At 74.0% G+C, this 19,575-nt stretch carries 17 protein-coding genes and 1 riboswitch; of the genes, 14 read left to right on the top strand and 3 right to left on the bottom strand.

Going from position 1 to position 19,575, the window contains the following annotated elements; genetic code table 11:
• The first annotated feature begins 589 nt into the window (after window positions 1–589).
• The 9 genes from J7W19_RS32655 to J7W19_RS02880 all read left to right on the top strand — a co-directional run bounded on the left by J7W19_RS32655 (window position 590) and on the right by J7W19_RS02880 (window position 11,446).
• On the top strand, window positions 590–2,767 hold the full coding sequence (locus J7W19_RS32655) for a hypothetical protein (RefSeq protein ID WP_004942548.1): 2,178 nt from the start codon (window positions 590–592) through the stop codon (window positions 2,765–2,767).
• A 66-nt stretch (window positions 2,768–2,833) separates the two neighbouring features.
• Entirely contained in the window at window positions 2,834–4,357 is a 1,524-nt protein-coding gene (gene pelF / locus J7W19_RS02915) for a GT4 family glycosyltransferase PelF (RefSeq protein WP_004942547.1), read from the top strand.
• A complete protein-coding gene (locus tag J7W19_RS02910) occupies window positions 4,354–5,787 on the top strand; it encodes a hypothetical protein (protein ID WP_004942545.1) in 1,434 nt (477 codons plus the stop codon). Before pelF ends, J7W19_RS02910 begins: the two co-directional genes overlap by 4 nt.
• A gap of 331 nt (window positions 5,788–6,118) precedes the next feature.
• Window positions 6,119–7,165: an SDR family NAD(P)-dependent oxidoreductase gene (locus J7W19_RS02905; protein ID WP_004942543.1), complete on the top strand. Its 1,047-nt coding sequence runs from the start codon at window positions 6,119–6,121 to the stop codon at window positions 7,163–7,165.
• A 120-nt stretch (window positions 7,166–7,285) separates the two neighbouring features.
• Entirely contained in the window at window positions 7,286–7,999 is a 714-nt protein-coding gene (locus J7W19_RS02900) for a nucleotidyltransferase family protein (protein ID WP_004942539.1), read from the top strand.
• A 9-nt stretch (window positions 8,000–8,008) separates the two neighbouring features.
• Window positions 8,009–8,914: an NAD-dependent epimerase/dehydratase family protein gene (locus tag J7W19_RS02895; RefSeq protein ID WP_004942537.1), complete on the top strand. Its 906-nt coding sequence runs from the start codon at window positions 8,009–8,011 to the stop codon at window positions 8,912–8,914.
• Entirely contained in the window at window positions 8,911–9,588 is a 678-nt protein-coding gene (locus J7W19_RS02890; protein ID WP_040889076.1) for a spherulation-specific family 4 protein, read from the top strand. The genes J7W19_RS02895 and J7W19_RS02890 overlap by 4 nt, the downstream gene beginning before the upstream one ends.
• On the top strand, window positions 9,543–10,634 hold the full coding sequence (locus J7W19_RS02885; protein WP_004942534.1) for an endo alpha-1,4 polygalactosaminidase: 1,092 nt from the start codon (window positions 9,543–9,545) through the stop codon (window positions 10,632–10,634). Before J7W19_RS02890 ends, J7W19_RS02885 begins: the two co-directional genes overlap by 46 nt.
• Window positions 10,635–10,814: 180 nt before the next feature.
• Window positions 10,815–10,965, top strand: a riboswitch (cyclic di-AMP (ydaO/yuaA leader).
• Between the two features lie 7 nt (window positions 10,966–10,972).
• The gene (locus J7W19_RS02880) at window positions 10,973–11,446 is read left to right on the top strand and encodes a C40 family peptidase (protein WP_004942533.1); all 474 of its coding nucleotides are present in this window, start codon (window positions 10,973–10,975) and stop codon (window positions 11,444–11,446) included.
• 59 nt (window positions 11,447–11,505) lie between these two features.
• Here J7W19_RS02880 and J7W19_RS02875 read toward each other — a convergent pair whose 3' ends face one another.
• A complete protein-coding gene (locus tag J7W19_RS02875; RefSeq protein WP_004942532.1) occupies window positions 11,506–11,847 on the bottom strand; it encodes a DUF1330 domain-containing protein in 342 nt (113 codons plus the stop codon).
• A 169-nt stretch (window positions 11,848–12,016) separates the two neighbouring features.
• Here J7W19_RS02875 and J7W19_RS02870 point away from each other — a divergent pair, with 169 nt between their 5' ends.
• Window positions 12,017–12,532 (top strand): GNAT family N-acetyltransferase, encoded by a 516-nt coding sequence (locus J7W19_RS02870; RefSeq protein WP_040889058.1) that lies wholly within the window; start codon window positions 12,017–12,019, stop codon window positions 12,530–12,532.
• On the opposite strand, the gene J7W19_RS02865 is transcribed toward J7W19_RS02870, so the two are convergent.
• Window positions 12,514–12,918: a YchJ family protein gene (locus J7W19_RS02865; RefSeq protein WP_040889056.1), complete on the bottom strand. Its 405-nt coding sequence runs from the start codon at window positions 12,916–12,918 to the stop codon at window positions 12,514–12,516. The two genes, J7W19_RS02870 and J7W19_RS02865, sit on opposite strands and share 19 nt — an antisense overlap.
• Window positions 12,919–13,339: 421 nt before the next feature.
• Between J7W19_RS02865 and J7W19_RS02860 the strand changes: the two genes are divergently transcribed.
• The 4 genes from J7W19_RS02860 (at window position 13,340) to J7W19_RS02845 (ending at window position 17,086) form a co-directional block, all read left to right on the top strand.
• Window positions 13,340–13,864, top strand: coding sequence for a hypothetical protein (locus J7W19_RS02860; protein ID WP_004944036.1), 525 nt, complete (start codon window positions 13,340–13,342; stop codon window positions 13,862–13,864).
• Window positions 13,865–13,915: 51 nt separating this feature from the next.
• Window positions 13,916–14,575, top strand: coding sequence for a pentapeptide repeat-containing protein (locus tag J7W19_RS33375; protein ID WP_004944040.1), 660 nt, complete (start codon window positions 13,916–13,918; stop codon window positions 14,573–14,575).
• A gap of 97 nt (window positions 14,576–14,672) precedes the next feature.
• Entirely contained in the window at window positions 14,673–15,707 is a 1,035-nt protein-coding gene (locus J7W19_RS02850; RefSeq protein ID WP_004944043.1) for a TolB family protein, read from the top strand.
• Between the two features lie 488 nt (window positions 15,708–16,195).
• Complete coding sequence (locus J7W19_RS02845) at window positions 16,196–17,086, top strand: helix-turn-helix domain-containing protein (protein WP_004944045.1); 891 nt, start codon at window positions 16,196–16,198, stop codon at window positions 17,084–17,086.
• On the opposite strand, the gene J7W19_RS02840 is transcribed toward J7W19_RS02845, so the two are convergent.
• Window positions 17,060–19,204, bottom strand: a complete 2,145-nt coding sequence (locus J7W19_RS02840) for a type 1 glutamine amidotransferase family protein (protein WP_233478054.1) — start codon at window positions 19,202–19,204, stop codon at window positions 17,060–17,062. The genes J7W19_RS02845 and J7W19_RS02840 overlap by 27 nt on opposite strands.
• Window positions 19,205–19,575: the final 371 nt, after the last annotated feature.

Genomic DNA, 19,575 nt, shown 5'->3' with positions numbered 1-19,575 from the left:
GGCCCCGGCGGATCCGGGCGGCCGCAGGCGCCCCTCCGGTGTCAGTCCGTCGGCGTCCGATGTCGTACCGCGCGAGGGTGAATAAAACCGGCAAATCCGACAGTTGTCATCAGGCCGATCTCGCGGCACACGCCGCATCTCCGGCAGCGCGGACTGATGTTCGGGAGACGCGAGTCCGGAACCCGGGCTCCGCGGCGTCGTGGCAGGTCACCCCGGAGGGCCGGGCGAACGAGCGGAAGGGCGCCGTCCCGTCCCGTGCCGGCCGCGCTACGGCGGATTCCGGCCAGGCACACGTAAACGCCGGCGGCCTCCTGCGCCGTGCGACATACGCCGCGTTCCGGCATGGCGCACTATATGGCTGGGCGATCGAGGGGCGGTTGAGCCTCCCGGTGGTCCCCCGCTCCCACGCCCTCGACCAAGGGCGCCGGAGAGACCAGTACGGCCGGCGTGGGGAGCCGGCCGAGCGCGACCGAACAGCCGGGGGTTCGACCACCCGTGCGCGCCGGGGCCCGGCCACCCCGCGCGGACATCTTCACCAAGAGGACGGCGCCGCCGTGCCACCGCCGTCCCAGCAGGGGGGAGTTGCACCATGGTACGTACCACACGTCTGCTCGCGGCCTGGGCCGCCGCGACACTGACGGCGCTGGCGCTGCCCACCGTCGGCGCCCGCGCCGACGACCCGGCGCCCCGCGTCGACCTGCGGGTCCTGCTCGTCGACGACGGCGGCCCCGCCGTCGAGGCGATAGCCGCCGAACTCGCCACCGCCGGAACGCCGTACACCAAGCTCGACCTCAAGGACGCCGGCCGGCCGCGGATCGACGCGGCCTACCTCAGCGACACCGTGGACGGCAGACCGCGCGCCAGGTTCCAGGGCGTCGTGCTGCCCAACGACAACCCGTTCGGCGACGGTTCGCCGGAGATGGCCGCCCTGGCCGGATACGAGAAACGATTCGGCGTCCGCCAGGTGGACGCCTACACCTACGCCCGCCCCGCCGTCGGCCTCAACGCCGCCCAGGAGCACGGCTGGAGCGGCCCCCTGGACGGCAAGACCGCGACGGTCACCACCGAGGGCGCCGGCGGACCCTTCGGCTACCTGAAGAAGAACGTCCCCTTCGAGAACAACGACCCGGACGTCAACGAGAGTTACGGCTACCTCTCCACCCCGCTGGAGAAGCAGGACGACGGCGCCACCTTCACCACGTACGTCGACGCGCCCATCCCCGGCACCTCCTCGCGCGGCTCGCTGATCGGCCAGTACAGCCACGACGGGCGCAGCGAGCTCGTCGTCACCTTCGTCGCCAACCAGTACCAGACACAGTTCCGGCTGGTCTCCCGCGGCATCGTCGAATGGCTCACCCAGGGCGTCCACCTCGGCGCCTCGCGGAACTACCTCGGCGTCCACGTCGACGACCTCTTCGCCTCCGACGACCGCTGGGACAGCAAGCGCAAGTGCACCCCCGGCGACGTCGACTGCCCCGGCAACCCGTCGCCCGACGCCCCGCCGATCCGGATGACGGCCGCCGACGCCACGTACGCCAAGGAGTGGTCGAAGAGCCACAACCTGCCGCTGGACTTCGCCTTCAACGGCGTCGGCAGCGAGGAGTACCGGTCCTCCCACGACGGCGCCGCCGACCCGCTGCTCGACCGCTTCGTCGCCGACCAGCAGTCCTTCCGCTGGCTCAACCACACCTACACCCACGCCTTCCTCGGCTGTGTGCAGAACACCAGCGTCGTCCCCTGGAAGTGCTCCACCGACCTCCTCGGCCGCATCCGCTGGGTGGACGGCCAGAAGGTCACCCAGGAGATCGCCCAGAACCTGTCCTGGGCCGCCGCCCGCGGCCTGAAGGTGGAGCCCGACGAGCTCGTCACCGGTGAGCACTCCGGCCTGCGCACCCTGCCGCAGCAGAAGGACGACAACCCCTACCTGGCCGCCGCCCTCACCGTCACCGGCGTCAAGTGGCTGGCCAGCGACAGCTCCCGGGAACCGCAGCAGCGCCAGGCCGGCCCCGCGCTGACCGTCTCCCGCTACCCGATGAACGTCTACTACAACGTGGGCACGGCCGCCGAGCAGACCGACGAGTACAACTGGCTCTACACGAAGAAGGCCGACGGCGGCAGCGGCATCTGCGAGAACTCCGCCGTCACCACCTGCCTGAAGGCCCCGCTCGACACCAAGACCGGCTTCGCCTCCTACATCGCGCCCCTGGAGGCCCGGATCGCCCTCGGGCACGTCCTCTCCAACGACCCGCGCCCGCACTTCATGCACCAGTCCAACCTCGCCGAGGAGCGGATCGGCTACCAGGTCCTGGAGAAGGTCCTCGCCGACCACACCGCCCTCTTCGCCGACAACACCCCGCTGGTCAGCCTCCGCATGAGCGACATCGGCACCGAGATGCGCAAGCGCGCCGCCTGGTCCGCCGCCGTGGACGCGGGCAAGGTCACCGCCTACCGCGTCGGCACCCAGGTCACCGTCACCGCGCCCGCCGGGGTCGAGGCCACCCTCACCCTGCCCACCGGCACCACCCAGGTGAAGAACGGCACCTCGGCGCCGTTCGGCGCCGCCTACGCCGGACAGCGCTCCGGCTGGGCCGCCCCGGCCGCCGGCCAGAGCGCGGCCGTCTTCACCCTGCCCGCCGCCGGTGCCCCGGCCGCACCGCACGCCACCGGCACCGCCGCCCGGGTCCAGGCGCCCGCCCCCACCCTGCCCGTCCCGCCGGGCGCCGGCCACCGGGTCCCGCGCGGCGCGGGTGACGGCCCCCGGCGCTGAGCACCGCCGTACCTCCGTGCGCACCTCCTCACGCCACACCGTCTCTCGCGGAGAAACCGAATACCCATGCACGGACCCCTTGCCGCACCCGCGGCCGACGCCCCCTCGGTGACGCTGCTCACCGAGGGGACCTACCCCCACAGCCACGGCGGGGTCAGCGTCTGGTGCGACCAGCTGGTGCAGGGCATGCCCGACATCCCCTTCCGGATCATCGCCGTCACGGGCACCGGACGGGAACGGCTCGCCTGGACGCTCCCCGCCAACGTCCGGCGCGTGGACGCCCTCCCGCTGTGGGGCACCACGCCCGCCGGCCGCGCGCCCCGCGGCCGGGCGCTGCGCACCTTCCTCGCCGGCTACGAGCGCTTCCTGCTCTCCCTCCTCGACCCGGCGCACGAGGGCGACTTCGCCCCCGCCTTCCACCGGCTCGCCGACCACGCCGCCGGCGGCACCCTGCCGGCCCTCCTCCAGGGCGAGGACGCCGTCCGCGTCCTCGTCCGCGTCTGGAACCGGCCCGCCCTGCCCACCGCCGCCGCCCGGCCCACCCTCCACGACGCCCTCACCGCCACCGACCTGCTGGAACACGCGCTGCGCCCGCTGGCCGCCGACGTCCCCGCCGACGGCATCACCCACGCCGTCAGCGGGGGCCTCGCGGCCGTCCCCGGCCTGATCGCCCACCACCGGTACGGCACCCCCTTCCTCCTCACCGAACACGGCATCTACCTGCGCGAGCGCTACCTCGGGTTCCGCACCGAGCCCTACCGCTGGCCCGTCAAGGCGCTGATGCTGGGCCTGTTCCGGCAGCTCGCCGTCGAGTCCTACCGGTGCGCCGCCCTTGTCACCCCCGGCAACCGCTACAACCGCCGCTGGGAGGAGCACGGCGGCACCCCGCCCGACCGCATCCGCACCGTCTACAACGGCGTGGACCCCGCCGCGTTCCCGCCCGCCGGACCGGAACCGGAGGTGCCGACCCTCAGCTGGGCCGGGCGCGTGGATCCCATCAAGGGCCTCGACACGCTCATCCGCGCCTTCGCTCTCGTCCAACGGCGCGTCCCGGAGGCCCGGTTGCGGCTGTTCGGCGGCACCCCGCGCGGCGGCGAGGGCTACCGGACCGCCTGCGAGAAGCTGGCGGCCGAACTCGGGGTGGGGGCCGCCGTCACCTTCGAGGGGCGCGTCGAGGACATCCGCGACGCCTACGCGGCCGGCAACGTCGTCATGCTCTCCAGCATCAGCGAGGGCTTCCCCTTCACCCTCATCGAGGCCATGTCCTGCGGCCGGGCCACGGTCTCGACGGACGTGGGCGGCGTACGGGAGGCCGTCGGCGACAGCGGGCTCGTCGTCCCGCCGCGCGACCCCGAGAGCATGGCCGAGGCCGCCCTCACCCTGCTCGGCGACCGCGAACTCCGGGCCCGGATGGGGGAGTCGGCGCGGCTAAGGGTCATCGAGCAGTTCACCCTCCGGCAGACCATCAGCGCCTTCCGCGAGATCTACCACGACCTCGCCGCCTCCCGGCGGCGCTCGGTCCTCTTCGCCCCGGCCGTCCCCTTCGGGCCGCCGCCCGCCATGGCCCTGGCCGCCGGCGGTGTGCGATGAGCGGTCCACTGCGGCTCGTACCACCCGACCCGGAGGCCGTCCCCGACCTCACCGCCGTCCCCCGGCCCCGGCCGGGGAACGGCCCCATCGACGAACTCGCCCGCGAACTCCACGACGTCTGCGCCGCCGCCGTCCACCCCGACGAGATCGCCGCCGTCCTGGAGGCCGACGGCCTGACCAGCGAACAGATCGCCGGACGCTACGGGCGGCGCGACGCCTTCGAGCTGGCCGCCGACCTGTTCGCCCGCGTCTCGCGCGCCTACCCCGAACCCCCGCCCGCCCCCGACCCCTGGCAGGTCAAGCCCGCCCTGGTCCTGCTGCGCTCCCTCGTCTTCACCCTCCCCGGCTTCGGGTACGCCCTCGGGGCACCGCTGCTCACCGGCGGGCGGGGCGCCGGGGGACTGCCCGACGGCACCGCCGGACTGGTCGCCGCCGCGCTGACCGCCTGGGCGTGGAACCAGGCGCTCGCCCACCGCGCCTACCTCCGGCTGGCCGCCGGCGGCCGGGCCGCGGCCGGACGCTGCCTGCGCACCGGCGCGCCGCTCGGCGCGCTCCTGGCCACCGCGGCGGCCCTCGCCTTCCACGGGCCCGCCGGAGCCGCCTCGTTCGCCGTCGGCCAGGCCCTCTACCTGTCGGCCGCCACCGTCCTGCTCGTCCTGGGCCGCGAACGCCTCCTGCTGTACACGCTGCTGCCCGTCGCCGCCGGGGGAGCGGCCGTCCTCGTCGCCGAACCGCCCCGCGCCCTGGCCGTCGGACTGCTGATCGCCACCCTGGCCGGGGTCATCGGCACCGCGGCGTACCAGAACGTCCTGGCCGTACGGGAGGAGGGCACGCCACCGCCCGCCCTCACCCCGCTCGCCTCCGCCCCCTACGGGCTCTTCGGGCTCGGCTGCGGCGTCCTCACCGGCGTCGCCGCGCTCGGCGACGTACTGCGCCACGGCAGTCACGCCGACCCCGCGGGCCCCGCCGTCATCGCCCTCACCCTCAGCATGGGAGCCGCCGAATGGCTGCTCTACCGGTTCCGCAGCAGGGCCCTGAAGGTCCTCGCCCGCGCCACCACGCTCCGCGGCCTGCCGGCCGGCGTCGCCCGGGTCCTCGGCCTGTGCCTCGCCGCCTACCTCACCGCCCTCGCGGCGCTGGTCCTCGCCGCCGACGCCGTCTGGCCCGGCGGCCCGCCGCCGACCCCGCTGCGCACGGCGGCCCTGCTCGCCCTCGGCGCGGTGCTCTGGACCGGCCTGCTGCTCCAGGCGTACGGCATCGCCTGGGCTCCGGCCCTGCTCTGTCTCGCGGCCGGCGCGGCGGAGGCCGCCGCCCTGGCGGCCCGGCTCCCGTCCCCGGCCGCCGTCCAACTCACCGTCTGCGCCTGTACGTCGGCCGCCCTGGCGGCCACGGCGATCGGACGGCTCGGACGGATCACGGCGCACCGCTGAGGCCACCCGGGCGGAGACGCCCGGTCCGGGGCGGCGAGGGCGGCCCGGCTCTGCCGGCCGAGCGCGCCGGGGGCCCGGGGCCCAGCGCCGGAACGGCCGCCGGCCGGCGGGGCGGTACGGGCACCGGCCCGACGCGCGTCGGCCCGCGGCCCGCGCCCCGCTTCACCGAGTACCGGCGGTCCTGGGGCCCCGGAGCCCGGCCGTTCCGAGTACCACAGGACCGCACAGCGCCGCAGCGCACGTCGGCCCACCGCGCGTCCGAGTACGTCCCCGAACCACGCCGCTCGCTACCACGACCCCGCCCGCCCCGCCCACCGAAGGAGCACTCCGCATGACCCCGCAGTCCCCGTCCCCCACCGCATCCGCGACCGGCTCCGAGACCGCGACCGGTCGCGTCGCCGTCACCGGCGCCGAAGGATTCATCGGCTCGCACCTGGTCGAGGCGCTCGTCGCCGACGGCCACCGGGTGCGGGCGATGGTGCAGTACAACTCCTTCTCCTCCTACGGCTGGCTGGAGGTCCTGCCCGCCGAGGTGCTCGACTCCGTCGAGGTCGTCCTCGGTGACGTCCGCGATCCCGGGTCCGTCCAGGACCTGGTCAAGGGCGCGGACACCGTCTACCACCTGGCCGCGCTGATCGCGATCCCGTACTCGTACCGCGCCCCGCACAGCTACGTGGAGACGAACGTCACCGGCACCCTCAACGTCCTGGAGGCCGTCCGCCACCTGGGGATCCGCCGCCTGGTGCACACCTCCACCAGCGAGACGTACGGCACCGCGCAGACCGTGCCGATCACCGAGGACCACCCCATCAACACCCAGTCCCCGTACGCCGCTTCGAAGGCGGGCGGCGACCGGCTCGCCGACAGCTACCACGCCAGCTTCGAGCTGCCCGTCGTCACCCTGCGCCCCTTCAACACCTTCGGCCCGCGCCAGTCCATGCGCGCCGTCATCCCCACCGTCATCGGGCAGGTCGCCGCGGGGGAGCGGACCATCACCCTGGGCGACCTGCGTCCCACCCGGGACTTCAGCTTCGTCAAGGACACGGTGGCCGCCTTCCGCGCCGTCGGCACCGCGCCCGCCGAGCGCGTCGTCGGCCGTACCTTCAACTCCGGTACCGGGCAGGAGATCTCGGTCGGCGACCTGGTCGGCCTGATCGGCAAGATCATGGGCACCGACCTGGACGTCCGCGAGGACACCGCCCGCGTCCGGCCCGCCGCCTCCGAGGTCATGCGCCTCGTCTGCGACGCCTCCCGGCTGCGGGCCGCCACCGGCTGGGCGCCCGCGCACAGCCTGGAGGACGGCCTCGCCGCCACCGTCGAGTTCTTCCGCGACCCGGCCAACCTGGCCCGCTACAAGACCGGCATCTACAACGTGTGACCGCACCCCGTGCGACCGAACGCCGTGTGACCGAACGCCGTGTGACCGTCCCCCGGTCCACACCCGCGATCCGAACCGTCCCCGCACGCGAGCCACGTCAGCAGAGAGGAAACGGCACCCATGCACGCAGTGATCCTGGCCGGAGGCAAGGGCATCCGGCTGCGCCCCTACACCACCGCCCTGCCCAAGCCCCTCGTCCCCATCGGCGACCAGCACGCCATCCTCGAGATCGTGATGCGACAGCTGGCCGGCGCCGGCTTCACCAGCTGCACCCTGGCCATCGGCCACCTCGGGCACATCATCCGCGCCTACGTCGGCGACGGCTCCCAGTGGGGCCTGCGCGTCGACTACACCACCGAGCAGAGCCCGCTGGGCACCATGGGCCCGCTGCTCACCATGGCGGACCGGCTGCCCGAGCACTTCCTGGTGATGAACGGCGACGTCCTCACCGACCTGGACTTCGCCGACGTCCTGCGCGACCACCGCGCCTCCGGCGCCCCGCTCACCATCGCCACCTACCCCCGCAAGGTCAGCATCGACTTCGGCGTGCTGACCACCGAGGCCGGCCGCGTCACCGGCTTCTCCGAGAAGCCCAGCATGGACTACCGCGTCTCGATGGGCGTCTACGGCGTCACCCGCACCGCCCTGGCCCGCTACACCCCCGGCCTGCCGCTCGGCTTCGACGAGCTGGTCCTCGACCTGCTGGCCGCCGGGACGCCGCCGAACGCCTACGAGTTCGACGGCTACTGGCTGGACATCGGGCGCCCCGACGACTACGACCGGGCCAACGCGGAGTTCTCCCACCGCCGCGACCTGCTGATCAAAGGAGCGTGAACGACCCGCATGCGGATCCTCGTCCTGGGCGCGACCGGCTTCCTGGGCCGGCACACCGCCGAGCGGCTGCGCGCCCTTCCCGGCGCGCGGGTGCTCGACGGCGGCCGGTCGCCGGGCGCCGCCCTCCCCTGCGACCTGGCCGGCGCCGACCCCGCCGACCTGGCCGTCGCCCTGCGCGGCGCGGCCCCCGACACCGTCGTCAACTGCGCGGGGGTCACCGGTGGCACCGCCACCGCCCTGACCGCCGTCAACGCGCGCGGCCCGGCGGTGCTGTGCGAGGCGCTGCGGCTGGCCGCGCCCGCCGCCCGGCTGGTGCACCTCGGGTCGGCCGCCGAGTACGGGGCGGGGGACGGCGCCCGTTCGCTCACCGAGTCCGCGCCCACCGCCCCGCTCGGCCTCTACGGCGCCGCCAAGCTGGCCGGCACCCTGGCGGTCACCGGGTCCGGGCTGGACGCGCTCGTGCTGCGGGTGTTCAACCCGCTGGGCCCCGGCTCGCCGCCCACCTCGCTGCCCGGCCGGCTCGCCGAGGGGATCCGCGAGGCCGGCCCCGACGGCGTCGTCCGCACCGGCGACCTCTCCGCGCACCGGGACTTCGTCGACGCCCGGGACGTGGCCCGCGCGGTCGCGCTCGCCGTCACCGCCCCGGAGCCGGTCACCGGCGTGCTCAACATCGGGAGCGGGACGGCGCACACGGCCCGGGAGGTCGCCGAGGGGCTGGCGCGGGCCGCCGGGTTCCGGGGGCGCGTCGACGAGGGCGGCGACGGCTCGCCGCGCTCGGCGGCGCTGCCCTGGCAGCAGGCCGACATCACGGCCGCCGGCCGGGCGCTCGGCTGGCGGCCGGAGTACGCGTTCGACGACACCCTCGCCGACCTGTGGGCCGAGGCCCGGCTCCGGCCGGTGCGGGCGGCGCGGTGACGGCTGGGGAGCGGCGGCTGCTCGTGCCGCTGTACGTCCACCCGGCGGTGGACCCCGGCGCGTGGGCGGCCCTGCTGCGGGCCGCCCCCGCGCTGCGCGGCGTGGTGCTCAACGCCGCCGACGGCCCGGGGCGCCGGCCCGACCCGGCCTTCCGCACCGCCGCCGGCCGGCTCCGGGACGCGGGGGCCCCGGTGCTGGGGTACGTCGACACGGGCTACGGGCGCCGCCCCCCGCGCGCGGTACTGGCGGACGTCCGCAGGCACCGCGGCTGGTACGGCGTCGACGGGGTGTTCCTCGACCAGGTGCCCACGGCCCCCGAGTTCCTCGCCCGGTACCGCCGACTCGCCGTCTGCGCACGGGCGTTGGGGTGCCGTACGGTCGTATTCAATCATGGGACGCACCCGGACCCCGGGTACGCGCGGATCGCCGACCTGCTCGTGACCTTCGAGGGCGACTGGGAGGCGTACCGGAGGGCCGGGGTCCCCGACTGGACGAGGACCCATCTCCCCTCACGCTTCTGCCACTTGGTCTACGGTGTGCCCCAGGAGCGGGCCGGTCATGTGTCCCGCACGGCCGGGCTGCGCGGCGCGGGAGTGCACTGCGCGGTGCCGGGAACAGGAGAGAACCCATGGCAGACCGCACCACCGCCGAGCGCCTGGAAACCGCGCGCCTGAACTCCGGACTTCCGGGAGCCGCACGTCCGGAACCGGGCGGTCCCCGGCGCCGCGGGGCCCGCCGGGCCCTGGGCGCAGGGGCGTTGACCGCCGCGGCCCTGCTCGTCGTGGCCGGCTGCTCGGGGTCGGGCTCGGAGGACGAGGACCAAGCGGACGGGCCCGAGCGGGACGGCAGGTCCAGCGCGTCGGCGCGACCCCGGCCCGGCCACCGGGACACGGCGCCCGGGAAACCCCGGCGCGGCACGAGCCCGGCGCCGTCCCGGGACACCCCGTCCGCCGGCCCGTCCACACCGGAATCGGCCTCTCCGTCGTCCCCGTCGTCCGGGAAGCCCGCCGACCGGGCGGCGCGCTGGCAGCCGCGCCCCGGCACCCGTTGGCAGTGGCAGCTCGACGGGAAGGTCGACACCTCGGTGGACGTCCCCGTCTACGACATCGACGGCTTCGAGAACGACGCGGCGACCGTGGAACGGCTGCACGCCGACGGCCGCAAGGTCGTCTGCTACGTCAACGTGGGCGCGTACGAGGACTGGCGGCCCGACGCGAAGAAGTTCCCCAAGGCGGTGCTCGGCGCGGACAACGAGGGCTGGAAGGGCGAGAAGTGGCTCGACATCCGGCGGCTGGACGTCCTTGAACCGATCATGGCGGAACGTTTCGACATGTGCCGGAAGAAGGGCTTCGACGCCGTCGAACCCGACCTCACCGAGGGGTTCAGGAACGAGACCGGCTTCCCCCTGACCGCCGCCCACCAACTGGCGTTCAACCGCCTGATCGCCCGGCTCGCCCATGACCGCGGGATGTCCGTCGGCCTGAAGAACGACCTCGACCAGATCCCGGACCTCGTCGGCGACTTCGACTTCGCCGTGAACGAACAGTGCGCCGAGTTCGGCGAATGCGACAAACTGGCGCCCTTCGTGAAGCGCGGCAAGGCGGTGTTCCACGTCGAATACAAGCTGGATCCCGGGGAGTTCTGCGGCCGGACCAAGGATCTGGGACTCAGTTCCATGCAGAAGAAACTCGGTCTCAATTCCTGGCGTCGCCCCTGCTGAGAGGGGGTCAAGCCGCCGGAACGAAACCTTCCGGCCGGCGTGAAGAACCTCACAGACGGCCGTTTCGACACCGGATTTCGCCGGTGGATGGTGCAGGATCATGCACCGAACAACCAAGAACCCGTCACAGAGGCGGGCGACCCGGGCGGACGCCGAGTCCTGCCGCCGCTCCGGGTGCGGACCGGATACACGCGGATCGGCAGGAGCGGGAGACCCAGGCAAGACGGACCACGATGGCGGTGGTCCTAGGGGTGAAGCCACATGGTGGCCGGGCAACTTTGTCAGCCCGAACCCGACAGGTCATCTTTCGCAGGCGGATGACGAAGGGCTTACTCGGCATGTCTGCGCTGCCTCGCATACCCGCGCTCATCTCCCGGGCCGGAACCGCATCGGCCCTCACCGCCGCCACCGTCGCGGCGTCCGTCCTGCTCCCCGGCATGGCCGGGGACGCCCAGGCGGCCACCCCGGGCGCCCAGGCCGTCAAGGTCGCGGCGTCCAAGAGCGGCTCCCCGTACCAGTGGGGCGCCACCGGCCCCAACCGCTTCGACTGCTCGGGCCTGACGCTCTACTCGTTCAAGAAGGCCGGCAAGAAGCTCCCCCGCGTCGCCGCCGACCAGTACAACGCCACGCGGCACATCTCGCGCGGCTCCCGCTCCGTCGGCGACCTGGTGTTCTTCCACTCCGGCAGCAACGTCTACCACGTGGGCATCTACGCGGGTGGAAACAAGATCTGGCACGCTCCCGGCACCGGCAAGAAGGTCCGCCTGGAGAAGATCTGGACCAACAGCGTCTGGTACGGCCGCGTCCGCTGACACCTGACGTCTGACGCCCTCCGGGCCGGCGCCTCATCGGCGGCGCCGGCCCGTCCCCGTCAGGCCAGCGCCGCCCGAATGCTCTCCGCCTTCTCCGACGGCTGGTAACCGGAACGCACCCCCGCCGCGAGGACGACGTCCCCCACGGCGTGCGGCGTACGAAGCGGAATCAGCTCCTGGTACCCGGGCGACGCGTACCACTCCCGCGCCCGCTCCAGATCCGGGAACTCGATCAGCACCAGACTCCCCTCCCACACCCCCTCCGGCACGTCCAGCTCCCCACCGTGCACCACGAACCGCCCCTCGTAGGGATCCAGCGTCCCCTGGATCCGCTCGACGTACTCGACGATGTCCGGGTGCGGGGTGGTGCTGTGGAAGTGACCGAGTGCGTAGGCGGGCATCGTCGTCTCCTGACCGTCTGTGAGTCCGGCGGTTCGCCGTGCCCCCACTCTGCCCGCGGCGGCCGGGGCTCCGCGATTACCCGGCGGGTCATCACCCGGTCCGAGGCGGGTTGCGTGCCGCGGCAAAATCCGATGCGGGGTCGCGGCGGCGGGTGATACGCATCGGGTCATGGACGATCTTGTGACGACCCGGCTCATCCTGCACCGCCTCACCGTCGCCGAGGCCGAGAACATCGCCGCCGAGCGCCCGGAGCGGCTGCCGCACTGGGTGCCCGGGTATCCGGAGGACGACGACGTGAAAGCCGCGCAGCGGTTTCTGACGGCGGAGCGTGAGGGGCCCGGGCGGCATCCGGGGGCCTATGAGATACGGCGCCGGGAGGACGGACGGGTGGTCGGCGGGCTGGACTTCCACGGGCCGGCGGACGCGGACGGGGCCGTGACCGTCGGCTACGGGCTGCTGCCCGCCGAGCGCGGCAAGGGGTACGCCTCCGAGGCGCTGCGCGCGGCCCTGGAGTCCGCGCGGGAGCGGGGCATCCGGTGCGTGAAGGGCGACGCCGACCACGACAACGTCCCCTCCCACCGCGTCATGACGGCCGCCGGGATGCGGAGGGTGGGGGAGGACGAGCGGGTGAAGTACTACGTGGCCGAGTGGGAGCCGGAGCGCCTTCAGACGGCGTCCACGTAGACCCAGGCGCCGTTCTCCCGGACGAAACGGCTCAGCTCGTGCTGCGCGTCCTCGTGACCCCGCACCACGCAGTGGGCGCGGAACTCCACCGTGCCCTCCTGGTGGAAGGCGGTCCCGGCGGAGGCCGCCAGGATCTCCAGCCCCGTCCAGCGGACCGTCGGGTCGAGGTCGAGCGATGGCGGGCGGGTCGTGGAGTGCCAGGTGCGGAGGAGGTACGCGGTGTCGCCCACGGCGAAGGCGCTGTAGCGGGAGCGCATGAGGCGTTCGGCGGTGGGGGCTTGCTTCGCGCCTTCGTGGAAGGCGCCGCAGCAGTCGCCGTAGGTGGCGTCGAGGCCGCAGGGGCAGGGGGTGGTGGGGGTGATGGTGTTTCGGGGCACGTGATGCATTGTGCCCCGGCGGGGAGGGTGCCCCGGTCCCGCCCCTTCCCGTTTCTTCCAGGGCTGCGCCCCGGACCCCCTTGTCGCGGCTTCGCCGCTCGTCCTCAATCGCCGGACGGGCTGGATTCGGGCTGAGCGCCCACTTCAGCCCGTCCGGCGATTGAGGACAACCGCGCGGAGCGCGGTTGCGGGGGTGCGGGGGCTTGCCCCCGCAGGAAACGGGAAGGGGCGGGACCGGGGCACCCTCCCGGCCGAACGCCCCGCCGACCCCGGCAAGAACGGCCGGCCGCGGCAAGAGGCCAGGTCAGAGCGGGTGCGGGCCGCGGCGGAAGCGCCTCGCGCCACTCCGGCGAGCGGTTGCGAGGCCCCGCACGGCGGCACACCGTGGGCCTCGTCCCCCTGAGGGACGTTCCTGGAGGGAGTTGCCCGCATGCGCATCAGCAGAACGACCACCACCGCCCTAGCGGCCTGCTGCTCGCTGGTCCTGGCCGTCGCCGGGCCGGCCCTCGCGGTGGACCCGGCGCCGGAGCGCCCGGCGGCGGAGGGGGTGTCCGCCTCGGACACCGCCGACCGGCTGACCACGGTCGGAAGCCTGGGCGACATCCTCTCGCTGGGCGCCCGGATCGGCAAGGAGCTCCAGGCGCCCAAGCCGGATCTCACCAAGTTGCGGGAGATGCAGCGGCAGCTGACGGAGCAGGCCGCGCGGCTGCGCGCCTCCGTCAAGGCGCACGTCCAGCCGGGCCGGCCGGGCGCCGCCCAGCGGGACCTCGTCGCGGACGTCCAGAAGGTGGTGGACCAGCTCGTCAAGGACCTCAACCAGGCCCTCATGGACCTGGCCGCGGCCAACGTCCTCGGCCTCGCCGCCGATGTGACCAAGATCCTTGGCGACCTCCAGCAGCTGCTCGGCGTCGTCCTGCAGGCACTCGGCGCACCCGCCGCGGCCCCCGCGCCGTAGGACGGGGGGCGGCGGGCACGCGGCCCGGCCGTACCCCGTAGTCTGCGACGCATGCGCATCCCCGCCTCCCGAGAGCTGACCGAACTGCCCTACGCCCACCGCCTCGAACCCTTCACGGGCCCGATGGAGCGGGGCGGCGGTTACGAGAGCGTCCACTTCGACGGCTCCGCCTTCGAGGACGCGCAGGGCGGCAGCTCCCTCTTCAGCGAGGCGGCGTTCTCCTCGGCGGTCTTCGAGCGCGGCAGTCTCCGGCGTTCGCGGTTCGACGACGTGTGGCTGCACACCGTCCGCATGGTCGGCACCAGCCTCGCGGACACCACCTGGCTGGACGGCGAGTTCACCGCCGGCGTCCTCGCGGGCGTCGAGATGCACGGCGCCGAGCTGCGCCGCGTCGTCTTCCGCCAGTGCAAGCTCGACTCGGTCAACCTGCGCGGGGCCACCCTGCGCGAGGTGGCGTTCGTCGACTGCCTGCTGCGGGACGTGGACTTCGGCGGGGCGACGCTGACCGACGTCCGCTTCCCGGGTTCCACCCTGGACCGCGCCCGGTTCGAACGGGCCCGGCTGGCCAAGGTCGATCTGCGCGACGCCGCCGCTCTGGGCATCACCGCCGGGCTGGGCGACCTGGGCGGCGCCACCGTCAGCACCCCGCAACTCTTCGACCTGGCCCCCGCCCTGGCCCAGCACATCGGCCTCATCGTGGAAGACGACTGAGAAGGCGACTGATCCGGCCACCGCGGGAGAGACCGCGAACCGGGGCATCCCGCCCTCCGGCGGACTCGGAGCGCCCCCCTGCGCTACCGTCGGCCCGGTGCGCAGACGACCGTTCGCCGCCCTGCTCGCCGCCGCCGTCCTGCTGACGGGTTGCGAGGCGGGCTCCGACTCCGGGTCCGACGACCGTGAGAACCCCCGTTCCCCACGGTCCGCCGGCCCGGGCGCGGAGACCCGCCGCGACGGTGCCGAACTCCTCCACCGCCCCGGCGGCCGGGCCAGCGCCCAGAACCCCGCCTTCTCGCCGGACGGCTCGTCCCTCCTCTTCACGGTCTTCCACGACGGCTACAACGCCGGCGCCGCCGCCCTGCGCACCCTCCCCCTGGGCGGCGCCCGGCGGCAGGCGGCCCCCCGGACGCTGCTGGACGAGTCCGACCGGGCCGCCGTCAACCTGCCGGGGACCAGCTGGAACCCGTCCGCCGGCGTCACCTTCGCCTCCGACCGCGCGGGCCGCGACGAGGTGTGGGTGCTGCGCCCCGGCGGCCGGCCCGAGCGGGTGACGGAACACGACGGCGACACCGGCTACCTGGAGCCCAGCTTCTCCCCGGACGGCCGGTGGATCGTCTTCCAGGAGAGCACCGAGCGCGAGGGCGGCTCCGGCGGCGACGGCTCCCTCTGGAAGGTCCGGCGCGACGGCACCGGACGCACCCGGCTGGTCGACGGCCCGGGCACCCACACCGACAACCGGCAGCCCAACTGGTCGCCCGCCGGCGACCGGCTGGTCTTCCAGCGCCGCCGGCAGGGCAGCGACGAGTGGCGCCTGTACGTCATGGACGCGGACGGCGGCGGGCTCCGCGAGCTGCCCGTCCAGGGGGACGGCGAGCACACCGACCCCAGCTGGTCGCCCGACGGGAAGTGGGTGGTGTTCTCCTCCACCGCCGGCGGCCTGGAGCTGCCGCAGATCTTCGCCGTGCCGGTGACGGGCGGTCGCCCGGTCCGCGTCACCCGCCACGACTCCTCGTACGACGGTGCGCCCAGCTGGTCGCCGGACGGGAAGTGGATCGCGTTCGAGTCCCATCCGGGCGGCGAGGACCGGCCGTCCGCCCTGTGGCGCGTCCGCGCGCCGCGCGGCTGAACCGCGCCGCCGCCGGGTGGGGCGGGCCCGGCCCGCCACCCGGTGCGCCGACGCCCGCCGACGGTGGTGTGGTCCCGTGCCACCCGGGTCCTGAACGCCGGGAGAGGACAAGGCATTTCGACTCCTCCAGAAGGGAGAGGGACCGGCCGGTGCCGGACCGCGGGGCCGTTCCCGGCGTACGGCGGTCGCCGCGCCGAGGCCGGGCGCGGTGCCACCGGGTACGCCGGACCCGCGGCCCGGCACCGGACGTGCGGGGAGCACGGGACGTACCGGCGAAACCGGACGCTCCGGCAGGGACGTACAGGGATGTGCAGTGACGTACGACTACAGCGGGACGTACGGGAAAGCGGAACCAGCATCCCCCGCCGGCGCGCCGCGAGGGAGGGCAGGACTCGCCCTGGCAGCGGGGTTGGCACCGCGCCCGGGGCCCGGGAAAGTGGCCGGTTGCCGCCTCTCCCGCGACCCCGCCGCGTGCGCAGAATGCGGGAGTGGACGCCAAGATCGCCCTCCGGGACTTCCTCGTCTCCCGCCGTACCCGGCTGCACCCCGGTGATGTGGGCCTGCCCGCGCACGGCCCGCGCCGGGTGCCCGGCCTGCGGCGCGAGGAGGTGGCCGCGCTCGCCGCGGTGAGCGTCGACCACTACATCCGGCTGGAGCGCGGCAACGCGTCCCTGGTATCCGACGCCGTCCTGCACGCCGTCGCCGACGCGCTGCGGCTCAGCCCCGGCGAGCGGCGGTACCTGCGCGACCTGGCGCGGCCGGAACGCCACGAACCGGCGCCCGCCGAGCCGGCCCCCGCGAAGGGTCCCCAACCACAGGCCGCGCCCCGGGTGCGGCCCAGCGTCCGCCGGCTGCTCGACACCCTGGAGGGCAGCCCCGCCTACCTCGTCGGCCGAGACGGCTCCGTCCTCGCCTGGAACCGGCTGGCGACCCGGGTGTTCGTCGACTTCGGCGAGTACCCCGTGGAACGGCGGACCATCGGCTGGATCGTCTTCACCGACCCGCGGGCCCGGACGCTCTACCTCGACTGGGAGTCGAAGGCCCACGAGACGGTGGCCTATCTGCGCACGGTGACCGGCCGCTGGCCCTACGACCGGGAACTCGCCCGGCACGTCGCCGAACTCCGCGCCGCCAGCCCGGACTTCGACCGGATCTGGACCGAGCTGCCGGTCCTCGACACCACCCACGCCACCTGCCGGCTCCGCGGCCCGGAGGCCGGGATGACGCTGGAGCTCTCCTGGGAGACCTTCCAGCTCACCGACAACACGGAGGAGATCATGGTGGCGTACACCGCGGCGGAGGGCTCGCCCACCGCCGCGGTGCTGCGCGAACTGGCCCGGGCGGACCGCCCGTCAGGCCATGGTGACGGTCAGCAGTGAGTACTGCGCCACCGTGAGCGCGACGGTCGCCGTCGCCCCGGACGTCGTCCACGTCACCGGCTGCGGGGCGGGCGAGGCCGCGTCCGGGGAGCTCACCGCGGCGGCCGTCACCCGCTTGCCCTCCGGCACGGCCAGGGTCACGGAGCAGGCCGCGGGCTTGGTGGCGAAGGCGGCCGGACCGTCGCCGAAGCAGGTGAAGTTGACCAGCTGGACGACGGTGTCGTCGCCGAGCCGGCTCAGCTCCAGGTGGACGCGACGGTCGCCGCTGTACGTGACCGCGGGCGGGGCCGCCGCGAGCACCGGCGCCAGGAGCGCGCCGGGGTCGGCCTGCCCGGCGGCCGTCAGGAACGCCCGGCCCGGCAGGTCCTTGACGTAGTGGCAGGTGCCGGACCCGAAACGGTTCTCCCGGGTGGCCGGGAGCGGATCCCGCTTGCGGAAGCCCAGCACGTCGGCCAGGGCGAACTCGTCCCGAGCCGCGCCCAGTTCGGTGAGCGCGGTGGGCGCCGGTCCGGTGATCACCGCCGTGCCGCCGGCCGCCACCCAGCCGCGCAGCACCTCCGCCTCGGCGTCCGAGACGGCCTGGAGGTTGGGCAGCATCAGCACCTTGAACCGGGCGAGGTCCGCCGCCGTCACCCCCTGGCTCGGCACGGTGTCGAACGGCACGTGCCCGTACACCAGCGCCTTCACCGTGCCCCGGAACTCGCCCAGCCACGGCATCGTGGCGCAGCTGTCCTCCGGGGTGCCCTCGCTCCACCACTCCTTGACCCCGGACGGCTTCTTGGCGTTGACGTACATGCCGGTGCCGACCGAGGGGCTGACGTAGTCCCGGGAGGCGGTGGAGTGGTAGAGACCCACCTCGGCGGCCGGGACGGCGTCGTAGAGCCGCTGCTGGTGCGCCGCCACGAACCCGTACATCCGGGTGCGCATCCTCGCGTCGGTGGTGGCGTTCTTGAACGGGCTCTTCACCTCGTACGGGTTGCAGCCGGCCGCCAGGAGTTCGGCCATCACCAGCGAGGCGTCGTCGGCCTTCCAGCCGTACGAGAACGCCCAGGCCGGCTTGGCGCCGCTGGCCGCGCGGGCGTACTTGTACATGGAGATCAGGCACGTCCAGTCGGACGCGGTGGCGTGCCGCATGCCGTCGTAGTTGCCGAGGATGTCCACCTCCCAGGCGTGGCTGACGCCCTCCGCCTGCCGCAGGTACGCGCCGTCCAGGCCGATGGACGTGGCGTACTGGTAGTCCATGCTCACCGTCTCGACGAAGGTGACCAGGTCCTTGTTGACCGACCGGCCCGCGGCGGCGATGTCGAGCTGCCACTGGAGCAGGTTGCGGTGGCGCCACTCGACGAACCGGCGGAACGCCGTGTCCCCGAAGTCCGCCTTCTTCGGCAGCGGCAGCCCGGTGTCGGCCTTGAACGCCGCCGCGGCCCAGGGCGAGGCGTCGCACCAACTCGCCTTGCCGTCGAAGTAGATGGGCACGTCCGGCCAGATCGCGTCCAGGCCCGAGCCGGCCAGCGCCTTGACCCGCGCCAGGTAGTAGTCGCGCCAGGGCGAGTTGGGGCTGAGCCAGCAGCTCTCGTCGCCCGGGTCCACCCAGACGACCAGACTGCCGTAGAAGACGTTCGGCTGCCCGTCGAGGGAGATCTGCACCCAGTCCTTGCCGTGGTCGTTCTTGTAGAACGAGCGGCCCTTCTCGCCGCCGACGCTGATCAGCTCCAGCGACGGGTAGTACATGACCACCCGGATCCCGGCGGCGTGGGCCAGCTCGGTGAACCGTCCGACCTGCTTGACGTGGAAGTCGAAGTCGGCCTGGGAGAGCCAGTTCGACAGGATGGTGTCCAGCTCGATCACGCTGACGTTCTGCGCCTTGAGGGTGTTGATCACCGGCTTCATGTCGCGGACGGGATCGGCGTCCTCGTCGAAGGTGCCGTCCGCGACCCGCGCGTAGCGCGCCCACTCGGGGAACACCCCCTGGCGTACGGCCGGCGCGGCCCACGGCGCGGAATCGACCCTCATCGGTCTCGTCGGTGCCGCCGACGCCGTCCCCGGCAGCGCGTGCGCCGCCGCCCAGGCCGCGCCCCCGGCGCCCAGCCCCGCACGTAACAGTCCTCTGCGGCTCATGCCCCGCATGCGATGCACATTCCCCCCTGGTGTCCCGAGAATGGACCGACCGACACCGACCCGGCGGTTGACGCCGCGGGCCCGTCGGCCGGTTCGGATGGTCAGGCAGTGCGCAGAGATTCTGTCGGGAAAGCGGCCGGGAGGAAGGCCCTTGCGAGAGGCCGGACGCCGGGAGGGGAGGTTTTCGGACGCCCGGGGGCTGCGGGTGAGACGACCGGTGCATGGCGGTTTGCAGGGGATTATCGGGATCGTGGGGTCGGTGGGGTCCGGCCTTCCGGACGGCGCCGGGACGTTCGCCGATGTGCCGCAACGCCCGCCCCGCGCCGTCGTTGACACGGTGTGACGTCGACGGTGGTGGGGAATCGGGGAGT

It is taken from the genome of Streptomyces mobaraensis NBRC 13819 = DSM 40847, assembly GCF_017916255.1.
GTDB classification, from domain to species: Bacteria; Actinomycetota; Actinomycetes; order Streptomycetales; family Streptomycetaceae; genus Streptomyces; species Streptomyces mobaraensis.
This window is presented reverse-complemented; position numbering and strand designations above follow the sequence as displayed.

Coding starts and splice junctions, on each gene's coding strand:
- J7W19_RS32655 (WP_004942548.1), top strand. CDS start 590: ATGGTACGTACCACACGTCTGCTCGCGGCCTGGGCCGCCGCGACACTG.
- pelF (WP_004942547.1), top strand. CDS start 2,834: ATGCACGGACCCCTTGCCGCACCCGCGGCCGACGCCCCCTCGGTGACG.
- J7W19_RS02910 (WP_004942545.1), top strand. CDS start 4,354: ATGAGCGGTCCACTGCGGCTCGTACCACCCGACCCGGAGGCCGTCCCC.
- J7W19_RS02905 (WP_004942543.1), top strand. CDS start 6,119: ATGACCCCGCAGTCCCCGTCCCCCACCGCATCCGCGACCGGCTCCGAG.
- J7W19_RS02900 (WP_004942539.1), top strand. CDS start 7,286: ATGCACGCAGTGATCCTGGCCGGAGGCAAGGGCATCCGGCTGCGCCCC.
- J7W19_RS02895 (WP_004942537.1), top strand. CDS start 8,009: ATGCGGATCCTCGTCCTGGGCGCGACCGGCTTCCTGGGCCGGCACACC.
- J7W19_RS02885 (WP_004942534.1), top strand. CDS start 9,543: ATGGCAGACCGCACCACCGCCGAGCGCCTGGAAACCGCGCGCCTGAAC.
- J7W19_RS02880 (WP_004942533.1), top strand. CDS start 10,973: ATGTCTGCGCTGCCTCGCATACCCGCGCTCATCTCCCGGGCCGGAACC.
- J7W19_RS02875 (WP_004942532.1), bottom strand. CDS start 11,847: ATGCCCGCCTACGCACTCGGTCACTTCCACAGCACCACCCCGCACCCG.
- J7W19_RS02870 (WP_040889058.1), top strand. CDS start 12,017: ATGGACGATCTTGTGACGACCCGGCTCATCCTGCACCGCCTCACCGTC.
- J7W19_RS02865 (WP_040889056.1), bottom strand. CDS start 12,918: ATGCATCACGTGCCCCGAAACACCATCACCCCCACCACCCCCTGCCCC.
- J7W19_RS02860 (WP_004944036.1), top strand. CDS start 13,340: ATGCGCATCAGCAGAACGACCACCACCGCCCTAGCGGCCTGCTGCTCG.
- J7W19_RS33375 (WP_004944040.1), top strand. CDS start 13,916: ATGCGCATCCCCGCCTCCCGAGAGCTGACCGAACTGCCCTACGCCCAC.
- J7W19_RS02840 (WP_233478054.1), bottom strand. CDS start 19,204: ATGAGCCGCAGAGGACTGTTACGTGCGGGGCTGGGCGCCGGGGGCGCG.